This is a genomic window from Kribbella sp. WER1, from assembly GCF_054189145.1.
The window spans coordinates 3,057,832-3,074,595 of record NZ_CM135186.1 but is presented as its reverse complement, the minus strand read 5'-3'; the positions used below and the strand labels follow the sequence as shown (position 1 = coordinate 3,074,595).

Annotated in this window: 16 protein-coding genes; 8 read left to right on the top strand and 8 right to left on the bottom strand. The window is 70.1% G+C overall.

What is annotated here, in order from left to right; translation table 11 throughout:
- The first annotated feature begins 17 nt into the window (after positions 1–17).
- Together ACXJJ3_RS14965 and ACXJJ3_RS14960 are read left to right on the top strand one after the other, a co-directional pair.
- Positions 18–1,445: an MFS transporter gene (locus ACXJJ3_RS14965; RefSeq protein ID WP_458170641.1), complete on the top strand. Its 1,428-nt coding sequence runs from the start codon at positions 18–20 to the stop codon at positions 1,443–1,445.
- Between the two features lie 493 nt (positions 1,446–1,938).
- Positions 1,939–2,277: an MmcQ/YjbR family DNA-binding protein gene (locus ACXJJ3_RS14960; protein WP_458170640.1), complete on the top strand. Its 339-nt coding sequence runs from the start codon at positions 1,939–1,941 to the stop codon at positions 2,275–2,277.
- Here ACXJJ3_RS14960 and ACXJJ3_RS14955 read toward each other — a convergent pair.
- Positions 2,257–3,165 carry a neutral zinc metallopeptidase gene (locus ACXJJ3_RS14955; RefSeq protein ID WP_458170639.1) on the bottom strand — a complete coding sequence of 303 codons (909 nt, stop codon included), beginning with the start codon at positions 3,163–3,165 and terminating at the stop codon, positions 2,257–2,259. The two genes, ACXJJ3_RS14960 and ACXJJ3_RS14955, sit on opposite strands and share 21 nt — an antisense overlap.
- Before the next feature lie 387 nt (positions 3,166–3,552).
- Here ACXJJ3_RS14955 and ACXJJ3_RS14950 point away from each other — a divergent pair, with 387 nt between their 5' ends.
- Positions 3,553–5,235 carry a DUF885 domain-containing protein gene (locus ACXJJ3_RS14950; RefSeq protein WP_458170638.1) on the top strand — a complete coding sequence of 561 codons (1,683 nt, stop codon included), beginning with the start codon at positions 3,553–3,555 and terminating at the stop codon, positions 5,233–5,235.
- A complete protein-coding gene (locus tag ACXJJ3_RS14945; RefSeq protein ID WP_458170637.1) occupies positions 5,232–6,422 on the top strand; it encodes a Maf family nucleotide pyrophosphatase in 1,191 nt (396 codons plus the stop codon). The genes ACXJJ3_RS14950 and ACXJJ3_RS14945 overlap by 4 nt, the downstream gene beginning before the upstream one ends.
- Positions 6,423–6,446: 24 nt before the next feature.
- Here the strand turns inward: ACXJJ3_RS14945 and ACXJJ3_RS14940 are convergent, their stop codons facing one another.
- Both ACXJJ3_RS14940 and ACXJJ3_RS14935 read right to left on the bottom strand, forming a co-directional pair.
- Entirely contained in the window at positions 6,447–6,638 is a 192-nt protein-coding gene (locus ACXJJ3_RS14940) for an acyl-CoA carboxylase subunit epsilon (protein WP_458170636.1), read from the bottom strand.
- Positions 6,635–8,212, bottom strand: a complete 1,578-nt coding sequence (locus ACXJJ3_RS14935; RefSeq protein WP_458170635.1) for an acyl-CoA carboxylase subunit beta — start codon at positions 8,210–8,212, stop codon at positions 6,635–6,637. Before ACXJJ3_RS14935 ends, ACXJJ3_RS14940 begins: the two co-directional genes overlap by 4 nt.
- 66 nt (positions 8,213–8,278) lie before the next feature.
- On the opposite strand from ACXJJ3_RS14935, the gene ACXJJ3_RS14930 reads away from it, so the two are divergent.
- Positions 8,279–9,631, top strand: coding sequence for a hypothetical protein (locus tag ACXJJ3_RS14930; RefSeq protein ID WP_458170634.1), 1,353 nt, complete (start codon positions 8,279–8,281; stop codon positions 9,629–9,631).
- Positions 9,632–9,667: 36 nt separating this feature from the next.
- On the opposite strand, the gene ACXJJ3_RS14925 is transcribed toward ACXJJ3_RS14930, so the two are convergent.
- On the bottom strand, positions 9,668–10,141 hold the full coding sequence (locus ACXJJ3_RS14925; protein WP_458170633.1) for an SCP2 sterol-binding domain-containing protein: 474 nt from the start codon (positions 10,139–10,141) through the stop codon (positions 9,668–9,670).
- Positions 10,142–10,206: 65 nt separating this feature from the next.
- On the opposite strand from ACXJJ3_RS14925, the gene ACXJJ3_RS14920 reads away from it, so the two are divergent.
- From ACXJJ3_RS14920 to ACXJJ3_RS14910, 3 genes are all read left to right on the top strand, one after another.
- Positions 10,207–10,833, top strand: a complete 627-nt coding sequence (locus tag ACXJJ3_RS14920) for a TetR/AcrR family transcriptional regulator (RefSeq protein ID WP_458170632.1) — start codon at positions 10,207–10,209, stop codon at positions 10,831–10,833.
- A gap of 194 nt (positions 10,834–11,027) precedes the next feature.
- Positions 11,028–13,655: a phosphoenolpyruvate carboxylase gene (locus ACXJJ3_RS14915; RefSeq protein WP_458170631.1), complete on the top strand. Its 2,628-nt coding sequence runs from the start codon at positions 11,028–11,030 to the stop codon at positions 13,653–13,655.
- Positions 13,652–14,461, top strand: coding sequence for a biotin--[acetyl-CoA-carboxylase] ligase (locus tag ACXJJ3_RS14910; protein WP_458170630.1), 810 nt, complete (start codon positions 13,652–13,654; stop codon positions 14,459–14,461). Before ACXJJ3_RS14915 ends, ACXJJ3_RS14910 begins: the two co-directional genes overlap by 4 nt.
- Here ACXJJ3_RS14910 and ACXJJ3_RS14905 read toward each other — a convergent pair.
- From ACXJJ3_RS14905 to ACXJJ3_RS14890, 4 genes are read right to left on the bottom strand one after another with little or no spacing between them, the layout of a single operon-like run.
- Entirely contained in the window at positions 14,439–14,945 is a 507-nt protein-coding gene (locus ACXJJ3_RS14905; RefSeq protein WP_458170629.1) for an MOSC domain-containing protein, read from the bottom strand. The genes ACXJJ3_RS14910 and ACXJJ3_RS14905 overlap by 23 nt on opposite strands.
- The gene (locus ACXJJ3_RS14900; RefSeq protein ID WP_458170628.1) at positions 14,933–15,214 is read right to left on the bottom strand and encodes a hypothetical protein; all 282 of its coding nucleotides are present in this window, start codon (positions 15,212–15,214) and stop codon (positions 14,933–14,935) included. Before ACXJJ3_RS14900 ends, ACXJJ3_RS14905 begins: the two co-directional genes overlap by 13 nt.
- Positions 15,215–15,263: 49 nt before the next feature.
- A complete protein-coding gene (locus ACXJJ3_RS14895) occupies positions 15,264–15,368 on the bottom strand; it encodes an MFS transporter small subunit (RefSeq protein WP_458170627.1) in 105 nt (34 codons plus the stop codon).
- Positions 15,365–16,759 carry an OFA family MFS transporter gene (locus ACXJJ3_RS14890; protein WP_458170626.1) on the bottom strand — a complete coding sequence of 465 codons (1,395 nt, stop codon included), beginning with the start codon at positions 16,757–16,759 and terminating at the stop codon, positions 15,365–15,367. Before ACXJJ3_RS14890 ends, ACXJJ3_RS14895 begins: the two co-directional genes overlap by 4 nt.
- Positions 16,760–16,764: the final 5 nt, after the last annotated feature.

The following is a 16,764-nucleotide window of genomic DNA, read 5'->3' as shown; positions in this document are numbered from 1 at the left end:
ACAACAAGGGGTACGAGATGACATCGACCGCTCTCGACGAGAGGCAGACAACGGTCACGCGCGGGCTCGGTGTGGTGCTCGCGGCGGTGGGGATCCCGACCTTCATGGTCACGCTGGACAACCTGGTGGTGACCAACGCACTCCCGGTGATCAAGCACGAACTCAACGCGTCGCTGTCCGACCTGCAGTGGTTCGTGAACGCCTACACGCTGGCCTTCGCCGCGCTGCTGCTGACCGCGGCCGCGGTGGGCGACCGGCTCGGCCGGCGACGGATGTTCCTGGCCGGGATCACGCTGTTCACGCTCGCGTCCGCGGCGTGCGCGCTGGCGACCGAGCCGTGGATGTTGACCGCCGCGCGGGCGATCCAGGGCATCGGCGCCGCGGCCGTGATGCCGCTGTCGCTGACGTTGCTCGCGGACGCCGTACCGGAGAAGCAGCGGAGTGCCGCGATCGGCATCTGGGGTGGCATCTCCGGGCTCGGCGTGGCCGTCGGCCCGGTCGTCGGCGGCGCGGTCGTCGACGGGCTGAACTGGCAGTGGATCTTCTGGCTGAACGTCCCGGTCGGCGTCGTCGCGGTGATCCTGGCCGCGCGCGTCCTGACCGAGTCCACCGGTACGTCGCGGCGCCTCGACCCGCTCGGCCTGGTCCTCGCGACAAGCGGCGTACTGTCCGTCGTCTGGGGTGTCGTGCACGGCGCCGACGACGGGTGGACGTCAGGCGGTGTCGTCGGCACGCTGATCGCGGGCGGTGTGCTGCTGGCCGCGTTCCTCGGCTGGGAGCGTCGTACGGCGTCGCCGATGTTGCCGCTGCGGCTGTTTACGGTGCGCGCGTTCAGCGTGGTGAACGTACTGGCGTTCACGTTTGCGGTCGGGGTGTTCGGGTCGGTGTTCCTGCTCGCGCAGTACTTCCAGGTCGTGCAGGGGTTCACGCCGTTCCAGTCCGGCGTCCGGACGTTGCCGTGGACCGCGGCGCCGCTCGTGGTCGCGCCGATCGCGGGCCTGATCGTCGACCGGGTCGGGGCGCGGACGCTGATCGTGACCGGGCAGGCGTTCCTCGCGGCCGCGCTCGCCTGGATCGCGCTGATCACCACCGCGACCACGCAGTACGGCGAGATGGTCGCGCCGTTCGTCCTGGCCGGGGTCGGCATGGGGCTGACGTTCGCGCCGTCCGCGAGCGTGGTGATGGCCAGCGCGTCCGAGGCCGACCGGGGCGTGGCCTCCGGGACGAACAACACGATCCGCGAGGTGGGCGTCGCGATGGGCGTCGCCGTACTGGCATCCGTCTTCGCGTCGGCTGGTTCCTACGGGTCGCCGGTCCAGTACGTCGACGGCCTGGTGCCGGCCGTGTGGACCGGCGCCGCGGTGGTCGCGGCCGGTGCGGTCGTCGGGCTTCTCCTCCCGGGCCGCCGGGCGGCAGGTGTCGCTGACAACAATGGAACTTCTTAAGCGCAACGTGGAAGAACTCCACGCCGCGGGAACTCGGGTGATCTTCGGCCGGTGCGATACCGCCTCCTGAGCGGCAGCTGCATTCTCTTGAACTCGAAACCCCCGAGCCCGAGCGTAGTGTGATACCGCATCGACCCACCTGTATGAAGTTTCGAAGCTCAGCCGAGACTTCTGAATAATCCTCATAGAGTGGTGGCCGGGTCTCACGGCCGCTCCCACCGAGTCGTGGCGAACGGCTCGCACCTGGTCGTCGAGTCGTGGATTATGGCTGGTTTCTGGCGCCTCTTCTCACGACTCGGCGCAAGGGGTGCGGGCCGTTTGCCACGACTCGGACGGCCTGGCTGAGCAGGGAAGGCAGCCGCCAGTCTTCTTTCTGCTCTTTCTTTGATCTCTTTCTCGAAAGCTCAGCCGGGACTTCTGAATAGCCCTGTCTCTTCTTTAATCCTTCTAGCCTGTTTCTGCTGCCGGGGCGTCGGCGTTCTACAGTGTGAGGGTGCTCGATGCAGACGACGTACGGCGGATCGCGCTGTCTTTCCCGGAGACCGTGGAGAAGCAGCGGTGGGGGCACCCGACGTTCGACGTCGCGGGGCGGATGTTCGTCACGGTGCCCGATGACCGGACGTCGTTCGCGGTGCGTTGCCCGCGGCTGGAGCGTGAGGAGCTGATCGCCGCGGAGCCGGAGAAGTTCTGGGTACCGAAACACGAAGCGGGCTCGAACTGGGTTCGAGCCCGCCTCGGTGCGCTGGAGGATGCCGACGAACTGCACGACATCCTGTTCGATTCCTGGCAGCAGGTCGCGCCGCCGGAGCTGTCAGCTGACGTTCGAAGGTGACGCCGAGAAGGTGTTGCAACTGGCCGGGTTGCCGGTCTTGAACGACTGACCCATGAACCGGCCCTGGCTCGCCACGCTGCCGTGGTCGCCTTCCTCCGGCTTGTCGCCGGCGGTGACGACGTACTTGTTCCAGACGTACAGCATGTTGCCGTTGATCGGGTAGCTGGCCTTGTTCGCGGCCAGGAACACCCCGGCGAAGCAGTTCGCCTGCAGCTCCATCCGCCGGGTCATCCGGGTCTGGCCGGCGTAGTCGGACTGCGCGTAGCGCAGCTTGCTCGCCGCCTGCAGGATGCCGGTCATGTTCTGTACGCCGTGGCCGAACTCGTGCGCGAGCGACCGCGAGTACCACATCCGCGCGTACGCCTGCGCGATCGGGTCGCCGGGGTACTCGGTGTACGCCTCCACGAACACGTCGACCTTCATGTACAGCATGTTGTTCGCCGAGCAGAAGAACGGCACGTTGATCGCACCGCCGCCGCACGGGTTGGTGACGGTCGTCCCGGACCAGTACGTCATCTGCGGCGAGTCGAACGTGTACCCGGCCTTCTCGACCAGCGGCTTCCACGACTTGTCCAGGCAGGGCTTGAGCGCGGCCCAGTACGCCGCCGCGTTCTTCGCGGTGTTCGGCCGGACCTTCGGCTCCTTGCAGCCCACCGAGGCCATCTTGCCGACGGTGTAGATCGCGTTCTTCCCGACGATCGTCTCGTTCGACGCCTGCGTCGGCGAGCCGGTCGACGTCGAGGTCGGCCGCCCGGTCGGGGACGCGGTCGGCTTCGGGGTGTACCGGCTCGGCGTCACCGGCGGCGTCGTGACGTCCTCGGAGGCCTTCTTCAGCAGGCTGATCAGCCCGCCGCCGACGATCCCGACCGCGACGAGCGCGAACAGCACGATCAGCGGGGCCTTCGACTTCTTCCGCGGCCGCGGCGGCTGCCAGCCGGGACCACCCGGACCCGGACCGAAGCTCGGCCCCCACCCGAAGCCCGGACCCTGCTGCGGCGGGCCGTACTGCGGCGTGTACTGCGGCTGCCCGTACTGCGGAGCGCCGTACTGCGGTGGCTGCGGTGGCGGTGGGTACTGACCCTGCGGCGGTGGGTATTGTCCCTGCGGCGGCGGAGGCCCCGGCTGCTGGTACGGCGGGTTCTGGCCCGGCGGCCCATAGGGTGGCTGGCTCAACGCGCCGTTCCTCTCGTCCCTCGTGCTGGCGTTCAGCGACCGCCACAGTATCGGCCGCCGAACGGGTCAGCCCGCGCGACCCCTGACGGGTAGGGTCGGCCTGTGACCACACCGAACAGCCCGATCGACCAGCTCGCCGAACGGCACCTCGAGCAGGACGTCGTCCTCGACCCGATCGGCGCCACCGAGATGGGCATCGCCGGCCACGACCACGAGCTGCCGGACTTCACCCCCGCCGGGTTCGCGGCCCGGATCGACCTGACCCGGCGGTCGCTCGCCGAGGCCCGCGCGATCGAGCCGGCGAGCCCGCGCGAGGAGGTCGCCAAGGACGCGTTCGCCGAGCGCCTCGGGCTGCAGCTGGAGACGTACGAGGCCGGCGTACCGCAGCACCAGCTGAACGCGATCTCGTCGGTACCGGCCGCGCTCCGGCAGGTGTTCGACCTGATGCCGACGGCAACCCAGCAGGACTGGGAGGTGGTCGCGATCCGGCTCAACCAGATCGGTACGACGCTCGACGGGTACCGCGACACGCTGCTCGAGCAGGCCGCGCAGGGCCGGGTGTCCGCGGTCCGGCAGGTGACCGGGCTGGCCGACCGGATCGCCAGCTGGACCGGTGCCGAGGGCGACGACTTCTTCGCCGGACTGGCCGCGCAGGCGCCGTCCGGCGCTGTGAAGCCGACCGTGGAGGCGGCGGCCGCGTCGGCGCGGAAGGCGTTCCAGCAGTTCGGTGACTGGCTGACCACGGAGCTCGCGCCGCGGGCGCCGGAGCGGGACGCGTGCGGGCGTGAGGTGTACGAGCTGGCCTCGCGGAACTTCCTCGGCGCCAAGGTCGACCTGGAGGAGACGTACGCCTGGGGCTGGCAGGAGCTGGCCCGGATCGAGAACGACATGCAGGACATCGCCGCCGGGCTGAACGGCGGCGAGCGGAACATCGAGGCCACCGCCGCGCTGCTCGACGACGACCCGGCCCGCACGATCCGCGGCAAGGAGGCGTTCCGGGACTGGATGCAGCAGCTGTCCGACGCTGCCGTTGTGGAGCTCGGCGGGACACACTTCGACATCGCCGACGAGATCCGCACGCTGCAGTGCATGATCGCGCCGACCTCGGACGGCTCGATCTACTACACGCAGCCGAGCGAGGACCTGACCACCCGGCCCGGCCGGATGTGGTGGGCGGTGCCGCACGGCGTCGAGAAGTTCGCGACCTGGCGCGAGGTCACCACCGTGTACCACGAGGGCGTGCCGGGGCATCACCTCCAGGTCGCGCAGACCATGCTCCGCACCGACCTGCTGAACCGCTGGCAGCGGATCGCCTGCTGGGTCTCCGGCCACGGCGAAGGCTGGGCGCTGTACGCCGAGCGGCTGATGGAGGAGCTCGGGTACCTCGAGGACCCGGGCGCGCGGTTCGGGATGCTGGATGCGCAGGGGTTCCGGGCGGCGCGGGTGATTGTCGACATCGGCATGCACCTGGAGCTGGAGGTGCCGCGGGACAACCCGTTCGGCTGGCGGCCGGGGGAGCGGTGGAACGCCGCGCTCGGGTTCGAGTTCCTGCGCGCGCACTGCCGGATGGAGACGGAGTTCCTGCAGGCCGAGCTGAACCGGTACCTCGGCTGGCCTGGACAGGCGCCGTCGTACAAGGTCGGCGAACGCATCTGGCTGCAGGCGCGCGAGGAAGCCAAGCAGCGCAAGGGATCCGCGTTCGACCTGCGCGAGTTCCACCGGGACGCGCTCAACCTCGGGTCGATCGGGCTCGACCCGCTGCGTCGCGCGCTGGCGAAGCTGTGAGCATCCGGTTCGTGCTGGCGTCGGCGTCGCCGGCCCGGCTGAAGACGCTGCGCAGCGCGGGGATCGAGCCGGAGGTGATCGTCTCCGGCGTCGACGAGGACCACATCACCGCGGAGAGCCCCGGCGAACTCGCCCGGCTGCTCGCGACGCTGAAGGCGCGGGCTGTTGTCGCCGGGCTGACCGATCACGCGACCGTGCTCGGGTGCGACTCGGTGCTGGAGTTCGACGGGGAACCGTACGGCAAGCCCGGTACGCCGGCCGTGGCACGCGAGCGTTGGCGGGCGATGCGCGGGCGGAGCGGCGTACTGCACACCGGGCACTGCCTGATCGACACCAACGCCAAGCAGGAGTTGCGCGAACTGTCGTCGACGAAGGTGCAGTTCGCGGACCTGACCGACGAGGAGATCGACGCGTACGTCGCCACCGGTGAACCGCTCGCGGTGGCCGGCGGTTTCACCGTCGACGGCCTGGGCGGTCCGTTCGTGACCGCGATCGAGGGCGACTACCACAACGTCGTCGGCCTCTCCCTCCCACTGCTCCGCCGGATGCTGATCCAGGTAGGCCGCAGCTGGCCCGAACTCTGGAACTCCCAGCACCCCTACACCTACGACGAATCCGTAGCCTCCACCTACGACGAAACCCGAGGCGGCCCCACCCGAGCCCAAGCCGCCGCCCACGCCGTCAACGAGCTGCTGCCGAAGGAAGGTCGGGTGCTGGAACTGGCTGTGGGGACTGGGATTGTCGGCGCGGAGCTTGTTGCTCTAGGCAACCTCGTACACGGGTTCGACCTCTCGACCGCGATGCTGCGCCGGGCTCGTGTACGGCTTCCCGGGCATGTGGCGGCGGCCGACGCAGCACGACTTCCGGTGGGAGATCGGCGGTGTGACGCGGTGGTCGCGGTCTGGCTCCTGCATCTGCTCGACGACAGCGAGCCGGTGATCGCCGAGGTCGCCCGCGTACTCCGCACCGACGGCGTCTTCGTCACCACCACCGAGAAGTCCGACGCCAGCCGGTACGCCGACACCCGCGGCCCCGACGACTCCCGCTCCCAGGACTCCCTCGCACACCTGACCGCAGTAGCCGCCCGCCACGGCCTCGTCCTCGACGGCGCCACCACCTTCCCCGGCCCGATCCGCACCACCGGCAACACCGCGACGTACCCGCTGGTCCGCTTCCGCCGCCGCTGAGCAGCCGCCCGGCCGCTGCCGGACCTACGGATGCGCGGATGCCCGCCACTGGCCGGGGCCGGGGTGGAACGGGGTGCGGGTGTTGCGCCAGTACGTCGCCCAGTTGCTGGCGCGGTCCGTGTCGGGCGCCGGTGCGGGGGTGGCGGCACGTGCCGCGATCACGGTGACGAGCGCGGCCAGTTCCTCGGGCGTCGGATTGCCTTTGATGACCTTCACAGTGGGATGTTCCCATGCTTCTTCGGGGGCAGGGTGTCGCGCTTGGTGCGCAGCAGGCGGAGGGCGCGGACGATCTCGGCCCGGGTCTCGCTCGGCTTGATGACCGCGTCGACGTACCCGCGTTCGGCCGCGATGTACGGGTTCGCGAGGTGGTCCTCGTATTCGGTGATGAGTTCCTGCCGGCGGGTCTCGACGTCCTCGGCCGCGGCGATCTCGCGCCGGTGCAGGATGTTCACCGCGCCCTGGGCGCCCATCACCGCGATCTGCGCGGTCGGCCAGGCGATGTTCATGTCGGCGCCGAGGTGCTTCGAGCCCATCACGTCGTACGCGCCGCCGTAGGCCTTGCGGGTGATCACGGTGATCATTGGCACGGTCGCCTCGGCGTACGCGTAGATCAGCTTGGCGCCGCGGCGGATGATGCCGTTCCACTCCTGGTCGGTGCCGGGCAGGAACCCGGGTACGTCGACGAACGTGAGGATCGGCAGGTTGAACGCGTCGCAGGTCCGGACGAACCGCGCGGCCTTCTCGGACGCGTCGATGTCGAGCGTCCCCGCGAACTGCATCGGCTGGTTCGCGACCACGCCGACCGGGCGGCCCTCGACCCGGCCGAACCCGACGATCATGTTCGGCGCGAACAGCGTCTGTACTTCGAGGAAGTCGCCGTCGTCGACGACCGCCTCGATCGCGGTGTGCATGTCGTACGGCTGGTTCGGCGAGTCCGGGACCAGCGTGTCGAGCGCGAGGTCGGTCTCGTTCGGCTCGAGGTCGGCCGGTACGTCGTACACCGGGGGATCCTCGAGGTTGTTCTGCGGGAGGTGCCCGACGAGCGCCTTCACCCACTCGATCGCGTCCTCCTCGTCGGAGCCGAGGTAGTGCGCGTTGCCGGACTTGGTGTTGTGCGTCCGGGCGCCGCCGAGCTCCTCCTGGCTGACGTCCTCGCCGGTGACGGTCTTGATCACGTCCGGGCCGGTGATGAACATGTACGACGACTCGTCGACCATCACGGTGAAGTCGGTGACCGCGGGAGAGTACACCGCACCGCCCGCACACGGGCCCATGATCAGGCTGATCTGCGGGATCACCCCGGACGCGCGGACGTTGCGGCGGAAGATCTCGCCGTACAGCCCGAGCGAGACCACGCCCTCCTGGATCCGGGCGCCGCCGGAGTCGTTGATGCCGATCAGCGGGCAGCCGATCTTCATCGCCAGGTCCATCACCTTGACGATCTTCTCGCCGAACACCTCGCCCAGGCTGCCGCCGAACACGGTGAAGTCCTGCGCGAACACGCACACCTGGCGGCCGTCGATGGTGCCGAACCCGGTCACCACGCCGTCGCCGTACGGGCGGTTCGACTCCAGGCCGAAGCTCGTCGACCGGTGCCGGGCGAACTCGTCCAGCTCGGAGAAGGAGTCCTCGTCCAGCAGCAGCTCGATCCGCTCGCGGGCAGTCTTCTTCCCGCGGGCGTGCTGCTTCTCCACCGCACGCTCCGACCCGGCGTGCACGGCCTCGTCGAGCCGATGCTCGAGGTCCGCGATCTTCCCGGCGGTGGTGTGGATGTTCACGGTCTCTCCCATGAACGGGCAGCCTACGCGCCAGTACGCCGGACCGCCTGTGACCTCCGCCGCAGATAGGTTCGCGGAGTGCCGAACGAGGATGTCGACAGGCTCGCGCAGCGGGTGATCCGGCTGGTCGAGAAGGACACCGTCGAGGGGATCTCGTCGCTCCGGCCGGGCCAGCGGCTCGCCCTGGACGACGACCTGGTCCGGCGGCTCACGCCGCTGGCCGAGAACCTCGACCTCCCGGTGCGGCTGTCGCCGACGATCAGCAAGCCGCTGCAGCACCGGCACCGGGACTCGTGGTGGCACGACCCGTCGGCCGACGCCCGCCGTGCGCTGACCGAGCTGGTCGCCCGGTCCGCCGACGCCCTCGAACCGGACCCGGCGCTGCCGCCGCCGGTGGACGCCGCGGCGCGGGACCGGATGGCGACCGCGGTGACCCGCGCGTACGCCGCCAACGCGACACCGCGGTTGGTGGAGGGCCTGCTGGAGAACGGCCGGTCCGACGACCTCGGCCGGTTCACGCCGCCGCAGCTCGAAGGCGACACCGCGGCGGCCCGGGCGATGGCGATCGCGATCGGCGCCCGCACCGGCACGCGCGAGGAGGACGTCCTGCGCAAGCTCGTTGCCGAAGGCCACGGCGGAGCGGCGTACGCGGCCGCGGACCTGCTGGTCGAGAACCGCCCCGACTACCGGGCGCTGCGCGCGGACCAGCGGCACGGCGTACGCCGGCACCTGGCCCGGAGCATCGAGTCCGGGTTCGCCGCCCGGGACGTCAACGAGGCCAAGCAGCGCGAGCTGACCGAGGAACTGGAGAACCGGCGCGCCGACATCACCGGCGGCGCCGGAACCATCGACACCGCCAACGCCCTGGCCAACGACGAACTCGCCCGGCTGGACGTGCTGCTGGACCAGATCGAGTTCCGGCCGCCGCCTCCCGAACCGGACCTCGACCAGCTCCAGGCGCTCGTCGCCGAGGGCATGGTGATCAGGGTCGAACACCACGCCCGGATCGACACCACACTCACCGACGAACAACTGAAGGACCCGCACCTCGCGGCGGCCGCCGCCGCCGACGCGATGGTCGCGACCTCGGCGATCCCCCGCGCCAGCCGCCCCGCCGCCGTCGAAGCAACCACCACGATGCTCACCGAAGGCTTCGCCGAACTCCCCACCCACCTCGCCGAATGGCGTACCGCCCACCGCGACCTCACCCAGGAGGCCGCCCGCTACGGCGCCACCCTGGGCGACCGCACCATGGCCGCCGTCCGCACCTTCGAACACCAGCCACCCGAGCCCCTCCCAGACGCAATCACCACCCGCTTCGCCACCGACCCAGCCCTACCCCGAGCCCAAGCCCTCCCCACCACAACTCCGGCCTCATCCGCAGCCCCTAGAACCACCCAGTCGAACCCAACCCCAGCCCGCGACCGTTGACAGCTCCCGTGGACTACACCGCACCAACCCGGGGCTTCAGGGGTGGGTGCTGAAGAGCTTTGGGAGGCGGGCGGCTTGGGCCAGGTCGCCGCGGACGGTTAGGCGTTGTTTGAGGAGGGCGAGGATCGGGTCCTCGTTGCCGGTGACGATGCGGAGCAGGGTGGTGGGGTCGGTGCGGATCGAGATGTCGGGGGGAGTGGGTTGTGGGGCGACGGTGGTGCAGTGGCCGTCGTGGATGTGGATCCAGTACTCGTCGACCGTGCGACCGGCCCCGCCCGCGCCGGTGATCTGCCAGCTGATCACAGCGTCGAACCCGGCAGCCCGGGCGGGTCGGAGGTACTCCGGCATCCGGCGAAAGATCTCGCGCAACGCGATCTCTCGTACTCCCCCGATGAGTCGATGCCGAAGCTCCCGCTCCGACGTCCGGTCGACCAGTCGAGCGAGCTCGCCCGCGTCCAGGGCCGTCACACCCTCGGACTCGAGCCAGCCGGCACTGCCTCGCTCGGTCATCGACCACCCCCGCGGCAGTTCCTACCAGACTGTAGGAATTTCCTACGGTGTTGTAGCTTTGTCAAGTGGTCGGGGACGCTGAGAAACGGCGGCGGGCACCGCATCTCGGGCCGGAACGGCGTCGTCCGCTGATCCTGGACGCGGCGCTGGAGGTGTTCGCGGGCGGGGGATATGCCGCGACGACGATGCAGGCCGTCGCGGACGCCGCGGGGGTGACGAAGCCGGTCGTCTACGACTGCTTCGCGAACCGGGACGAGCTCCTGCTGGCCCTGCTCGCCCGCGAGGAGCAGCACCTGGTGATCACGATCGTCGGCGCGCTGCCCCCGGATCCGAGCGTCGGTACGCCGGAGGAACACGTCCGCGACGGCCTGACCGCTTTCCTGACCGCGGTCGCGAAGCAGCCGCAGTCCTGGCGGATCGTGTTCGGGGCGCAGTACGGCGCCGCGCCGGCGATCGCGGCGCGGGTCCGGGCGGCCCGCGCGTTCCTGGTGGAGAGTCTCCGGCTGACGTTGCTGAAGGCGCTCCCGGACGTCACCGACCCGGACGCGAACCTCCCGGTGCTCGCCGAACTGCTCGCGTCGATGACCGAGACGTGTGCCCGGATGCTGGTCAACGACGCGACCGACCGCACCCCGGCCGAGCTCGCCCGCACCGTTTCCCGGGTCGTCGCGGGCGGTTTCCGAAACGTTTGATTCACATACTGTGAAGGTGGGGTAGGTCTCCCGACCACGCGCCTACTGCGGGGCGCGCCGAGCTACCGCACCGGACACCTCCTCGCTACGGCGCGTGATCGGGAGACCTACCCCGCTGAACGCACGGTCACGATCGGCTTCCAGTGGGCGGACTCCCGAGCATGGAGTGGCGTCCGCCGATAGGGTGGGCGAACGTGACCGAGACCGGTAGTGAGACCCGTACCCGCGCGCGGTTCGAGGTGCCTGAAGAACTCAGGGCCGACGTCCGCCTGCTCGGCGAGATCCTCGGCAAGGTGCTCGTCGAGTACGCCGGGCAGCCGCTGCTCGACGACGTCGAGAAACTGCGCGAGCTGACCATCGCCGGTGACGGCGCGGCGGCCGAGGAGCTGGTCGCGTCGTGGCCGCACGAACGCGCCGAGGACGTCGCCCGCGCGTTCACCTGCTACTTCCACCTGACGAACCTCAGCGAGGAGCTGCACCGCGCCCGGGTGCTGCGCGAGCGCGACCGCGCCGGCAGCGAGGCGGTGGTGTCCGAGCTGGCCCAGGCCGTCGAGCAGATCACCCGCGACAGCGGCGAGCAGCAGGCCCGCGCGTTGCTGAACGGGCTGGAGTTCCGCCCGGTGCTGACCGCGCACCCGACCGAGGCCCGGCGCCGCGCCGTACTGGCGACCATCCGCCGGATCACCTCGCTGCTCGACGAGCGCCACGACCCGCGGGCCGGCGACAGCGACCTCGCGGAGAACCGCCGCCGGCTGATCGAGCAGGTCGACGTGCTCTGGCGTACGTCGCAGCTCCGGACCAGCCGGCCGACGCCGCTGGACGAGGTCCGGTCGGCGATGGCGGTCTTCGAGGAGACCCTGTTCGACGTCGTCGGCAACGTGTACCGCCGGCTCGACGACGCGCTCGCCGGTGACGCGGCCGGGACCCGGACGCCGGTGGTCGCGCCGTTCGTGCACCTCGGTTCGTGGATCGGCGGCGACCGGGACGGCAACCCGAACGTCACCGCGGCGATCACCCGCGAGGCGATGCAGATCCAGGCCGACCACGTCCTGCAGGCGCTGGAGCGGGCCACCGAGGCGCTCGGCCGGTCGCTGACGCTGGACGCCGCGACCACCCCGCCGTCCGCGCCGGTCCGCCGGATCCTGGAGGACGCGCGCGCGGTCAACCCGGAGCTGATCACCGACATCGAGACCCGCTCGCCGGCCGAGCCGCACCGGCAGCTGCTGCTGCTGGCCGCGCGCCGGCTGGCCGCGACCCGGTCCCGCGACGCCGACTTCGGGTACCCGCGGTCCACCGACTTCCTGCACGAGCTCAAGGTCCTGCAGGATTCGCTGGTCACCGCCGGTGCGCCGCGACAGGCGTACGGCGAGCTGCAGCAGCTCATCTGGCAGGTGAACTCGTTCGGCTTCCACCTGGCCGAGCTGGAGATCCGCCAGCACTCCGCGGTCCACGCCAAGGCGCTCGAGGAGGTGCTCGGCGGCGGTGAACTGTCCGACCAGACCGAGGAAGTCCTCGCCACCATCCGGGTGATCGCGCAGATCCAGCAGCGCTTCGGCCCGCAGGCGTGCCGTCGGTACGTCGTCTCGTTCACCCGGAGCGCCGCCGACCTGGCCGCCGTGTACGAGCTGGCCGACGCCGCGCTCGACGGCCGTCCGATCGAGCTGGACGTGGTCCCGCTGTTCGAGACCGGCGAGGACCTGCAGAACTCGGTCGAGGTACTCGACAACGCGATCCAGCTCACCCGGGTCCGGCACCGGCTGACCGCGAACGACCGGCGCTTCGAGGTGATGCTCGGGTACTCCGACTCCGCGAAGGACGTCGGCCCGGTCTCCGCGACGCTGGCGCTGTACGACGCGCAGGCCCGGATCACCGCGTGGGCGCAGCGGAACGCGATCCGGCTGACCCTGTTCCACGGCCGCGGCGGCGCCCTCGGGCGGGGCGGCGGCCCGGCGAACCGCGCCGTCCTGGCGCAGGCTCCCGGGTCGGTGGCCGGCCGGTTCAAGCTCACCGAGCAGGGCGAGGCGATCCCGGCCCGGTACGGCAACGCGCCGATCGCGCAACGGCACATCGAGCAGGTGACCGCGGCGACCCTGCTGGCGTCGACGCCGGCCGTCGAGGAGCGGGCCGTCGTCGCGGCCGAGCGGTTCGCGGTGGTCGAGAAGACGCTCGACGAGGCGGCGCGGACGGCGTACCACCGGCTGGTGAAGGCGGACGGGTTCGCGGAGTGGTTCAGCACCGTGACGCCGCTGGAGGAGCTGGGGCAGCTGCCGCTCGGCTCGCGGCCGGCGCGGCGCGGTGTCGCGGTGTCCTCGCTGGAGGACCTGCGGGCGATCCCGTGGGTGTTCGCGTGGTCGCAGGCCCGGGTGAACGCTCCCGGCTGGTACGGCCTCGGTACGGCGCTGGCAGCGGTCGGCGACGTCGACCTGCTGCGGGACGCCAACCAGAACTGGCCGCTGTTCCAGGTGATGCTGGAGAACGCGGAGATGTCGCTGGCCAAGACGGACCGGCGCATCCTCGGCCGCTACCTCGAGCTGGGTGACCGGCCCGAGCTGACCAAGCAGATGCTGGACGAGCACGCGTTGACGACCGAGTGGGTGCTCAAGGTCCTCGACCAGGAGCGGCTGCTGCAAGGACGGCGTGTGCTCGGTCGTGCGGTCGAGCTGCGGAACCCGTACGTCGACGCGCTCAGCTACCTGCAGCTGCGAGCGTTGCGGACGCTGCGGACCGATGACTCGCTGGACGAGCAGCAGATCGTCCGTACCCGACGGCTGCTGTTGCTGACCGTTTCCGGCGTTGCCGCAGGTCTGCAGAACACCGGATGAGATTCAGCGACCTGGAGCGGCCCCCGCTGGACGAGAAGTTCCTGCGGGGGCGGTTGGTGCGTCCTGGTTCGTTCTGGACGCAGATCGACGTTGTTGGCGAGACACCGTCGACGAACGCCGTTGTGGCGGCTGCGGCCGCAAAGGGGCAGCCTGAGGGGCTGGTTGTCGCTGCCGAGTTCCAGTCGTCCGGTCGCGGGCGGCTGGGGCGTACGTGGACCACACCGCCCCGCTCAGCGTTGCTGATGTCGGCCCTGCTGCGCCCAACGAGTGTTGACGCGGCACGGTGGCCGTGGCTGGGTCTGCTGGTGCCTCTCGCGGTGGCGGCCGCCGTACGGAAGGTTGCCGAGGTCCCGGCGCAGGTGAAGTGGCCGAACGACGTACTGGTCGAGAACCGCAAGCTGGCCGGGATCCTGCTCGAACGCATCGAGGGGCCCGCAGCCGTGATCGGCATCGGCCTCAACGTCACCCTGCGCGAAGACGAAAAGCCCCACGAGGCCGCGACATCCCTCGCCCTGGAGCAGGCCACCACCACCGACCGCCCGACGATCATGGCGGCAGTACTGCGAGAACTCGCCTCCCGCTACCAGTCCTGGGTAGACGCCGACGGGGACCCGTCCGTAGTACTCCCGGAGTACCGCGAACTCTCCGCCACCCTTGGCCAGGCAGTACGAGTGGAACTCCCCGACGGCACGTTCCTCGAAGGAACCGCCCGCGACCTCGCCGACGACGGCCGGCTCATCGTCGACACCCCCGACGGCCCACGCCCGCTGGCCGCGGGCGACGTCACCCACCTCCGTCGAGCGTGATGGGGTCACCGGCTTGGACCGAGCCGGTTTCCAACACCTTCAGGTAGACGCCCACCCGCCCGCTGCGCGCGAAACGTTGGTGGAAGCGCTTGATCCCCATCCGCCCCGACAGATTCCCGCACGGCGTCCGTGGCGACCGTACTTCGACCAGCACGGAGCCGATCCGCCACCGCTCGCCGATCGCCGCGCCGGTGACGTCCAGCCCCCGCGTCGTCAGGTTCTCGCCGAACAACCCCGGCGGGATCTCCCGCCCGAGCTCGGCCGCCCACCACTCCGCGTCCTCCGCGGCGTACGCGTACAGCGCCTTGTCCACGCCGCCGTGGTACCGCGTGTCGCACTGGCGGTCGCCCTCCAACCCCAGCACCCCGACGCCAACCGGCCCCTCCACCGGACGCTTGTCGATCGCCGTCCACCGCGTCGGCCCGCGGATCAGCTCGTGCACCACGTTGACCGCCACCAGCACCGCGCCCATCAGCTGATCCACCGAATCGGATCGCCGCTGTCCAGGTCGTCGCAGCCCGCGTCGTGCAGCGCCCCGGCGACCAGCGTCCGGCGGTACGCCGCGAACGTCAGCACGTGCGCGATCATCCCGCCGGACGTGTACACCTCGACGTTGTCGCCCGGGCAGACGATCAGCTCGTCCAGCCGGTTCGCCGTACACAACTCTCCGACCTCACCCGCGAACGCCGGGCCTGCCTCGTCCAGCGCCTCGGCCAGCACCGAGACGAAAGCGGCGAACACGTCGGTGGTCATGCCACCAATCGTGCCGCCGCTTGCGTCGGACTACTTGATCGTTTTCGCTTTATTTGAAGATCTTTACCGCGGTGATCAGGGTTTCGATGATGCCGTAGCCGAGGAGTACGGCGACGAGGAGCCAGGAGATCACCAAGCGTGCGCTCTGGTTCATGATGCTGCCTCCGCCTTCGACGTGGACTTCTCGTGGAACCGTTCGGCGACCGGGCGGATCAGCAGGTTCGCGACGAAGCCGACCGCGAGGACGCCGACCATCGTGAACAGGGCGGGGCGGTACGCCGACGCGGTCAGGGTGCCGGGTTTGCCTTCGTGGTCGAGGAAACCGTTGATGATCAGCGGTCCGGCGATCCCGGCGGCGGACCACGCGGTGAGCAGCCGGCCGTGGATCGCGCCGACCTGGTACGTCCCGAACAGGTCCCGCAGGTACGCCGGTGCGGTCGCGAAACCTCCGCCGTAGAACGAGATGATGATCGCGGCGAGCAGTACGAAGACCACCGTGCTGGTGTGCCCGACGGTCCCGAGCAGCAGGTACGCGATGATCCCGACGCCGAGGTACATCGCGTAGATCGGCTTCCGCCCGATGACGTCCGACGTCGTCGACCAGCCGAACCGCCCGCCCATGTTGAAGATCGACAGCAGCCCGACGAACCCGGCCGCGGCCGCGACGGCGACCGTCGACGTACCGGTGGAGCCGCGGAAGAAGTCCTGGATCATCGGGCTGGCCTGCTCGAGGATCCCGATCCCCGCGGTCACGTTGCAGAACAGCACGATCCACAGGAACCAGAACTGCGGCGTCTTGATCGCGTTCGCCGCAGAAACGTTCCCGCTCGTCACCAAAGCCTTCTGCTGTACGGCGGTCGCGTCGAACCCGTCCGGCGTCCACCCGTCGGCCGGCACCCGGATGTTGAAGACGCCGAACATCATGATCACGAAGTACCCGACGCCCAACGTCAGGAACAGCCCGACGAGCGCGCCGCCGCCCGCGACCGACGTACTGACGTTCGGGTCGTAGCCGGAGTCGTACAGGCCGAGCAGTTGCCGGGACAGCGGGCTGGCGACCAGCGCGCCGCCGCCGAAGCCCATGATCGCCAGGCCGGTCGCGAGCCCGGGGCGGTCCGGGAACCACTTGATCAGCGTGGAAACGGGGGAGATGTACCCGATCCCGAGCCCGATGCCGCCGATCACGCCGTACCCGAGGTAGACCAGCCAGAGCTGGCCCGTGCCGATCCCGAGGGCACCGACGAGAAACCCGGCCGACCAGAAGCAGGCCGCGACGAACATCGCCTTGCGTGGTCCGTTGCGTTCCACCCAGGTGCCGCCGACCGCGGCGGACAGCCCGAGCATCACGATCGCGATACTGAACACCACGCCAACTGCTGTCTGACTGCTGCCGAAGTGTTTGACCATCGAGGTCTTGTAGACGCTGGTCGCGTATGCCTGCCCGATACAGAGATGAACGGCCAGCGCGGCCGGCGGGATCAGCCAGCGGCTGTATCCCGGCGGTGCGACGGTGTGCTCCCGGTCGAGTATCGACAAGACTGCCATCACGG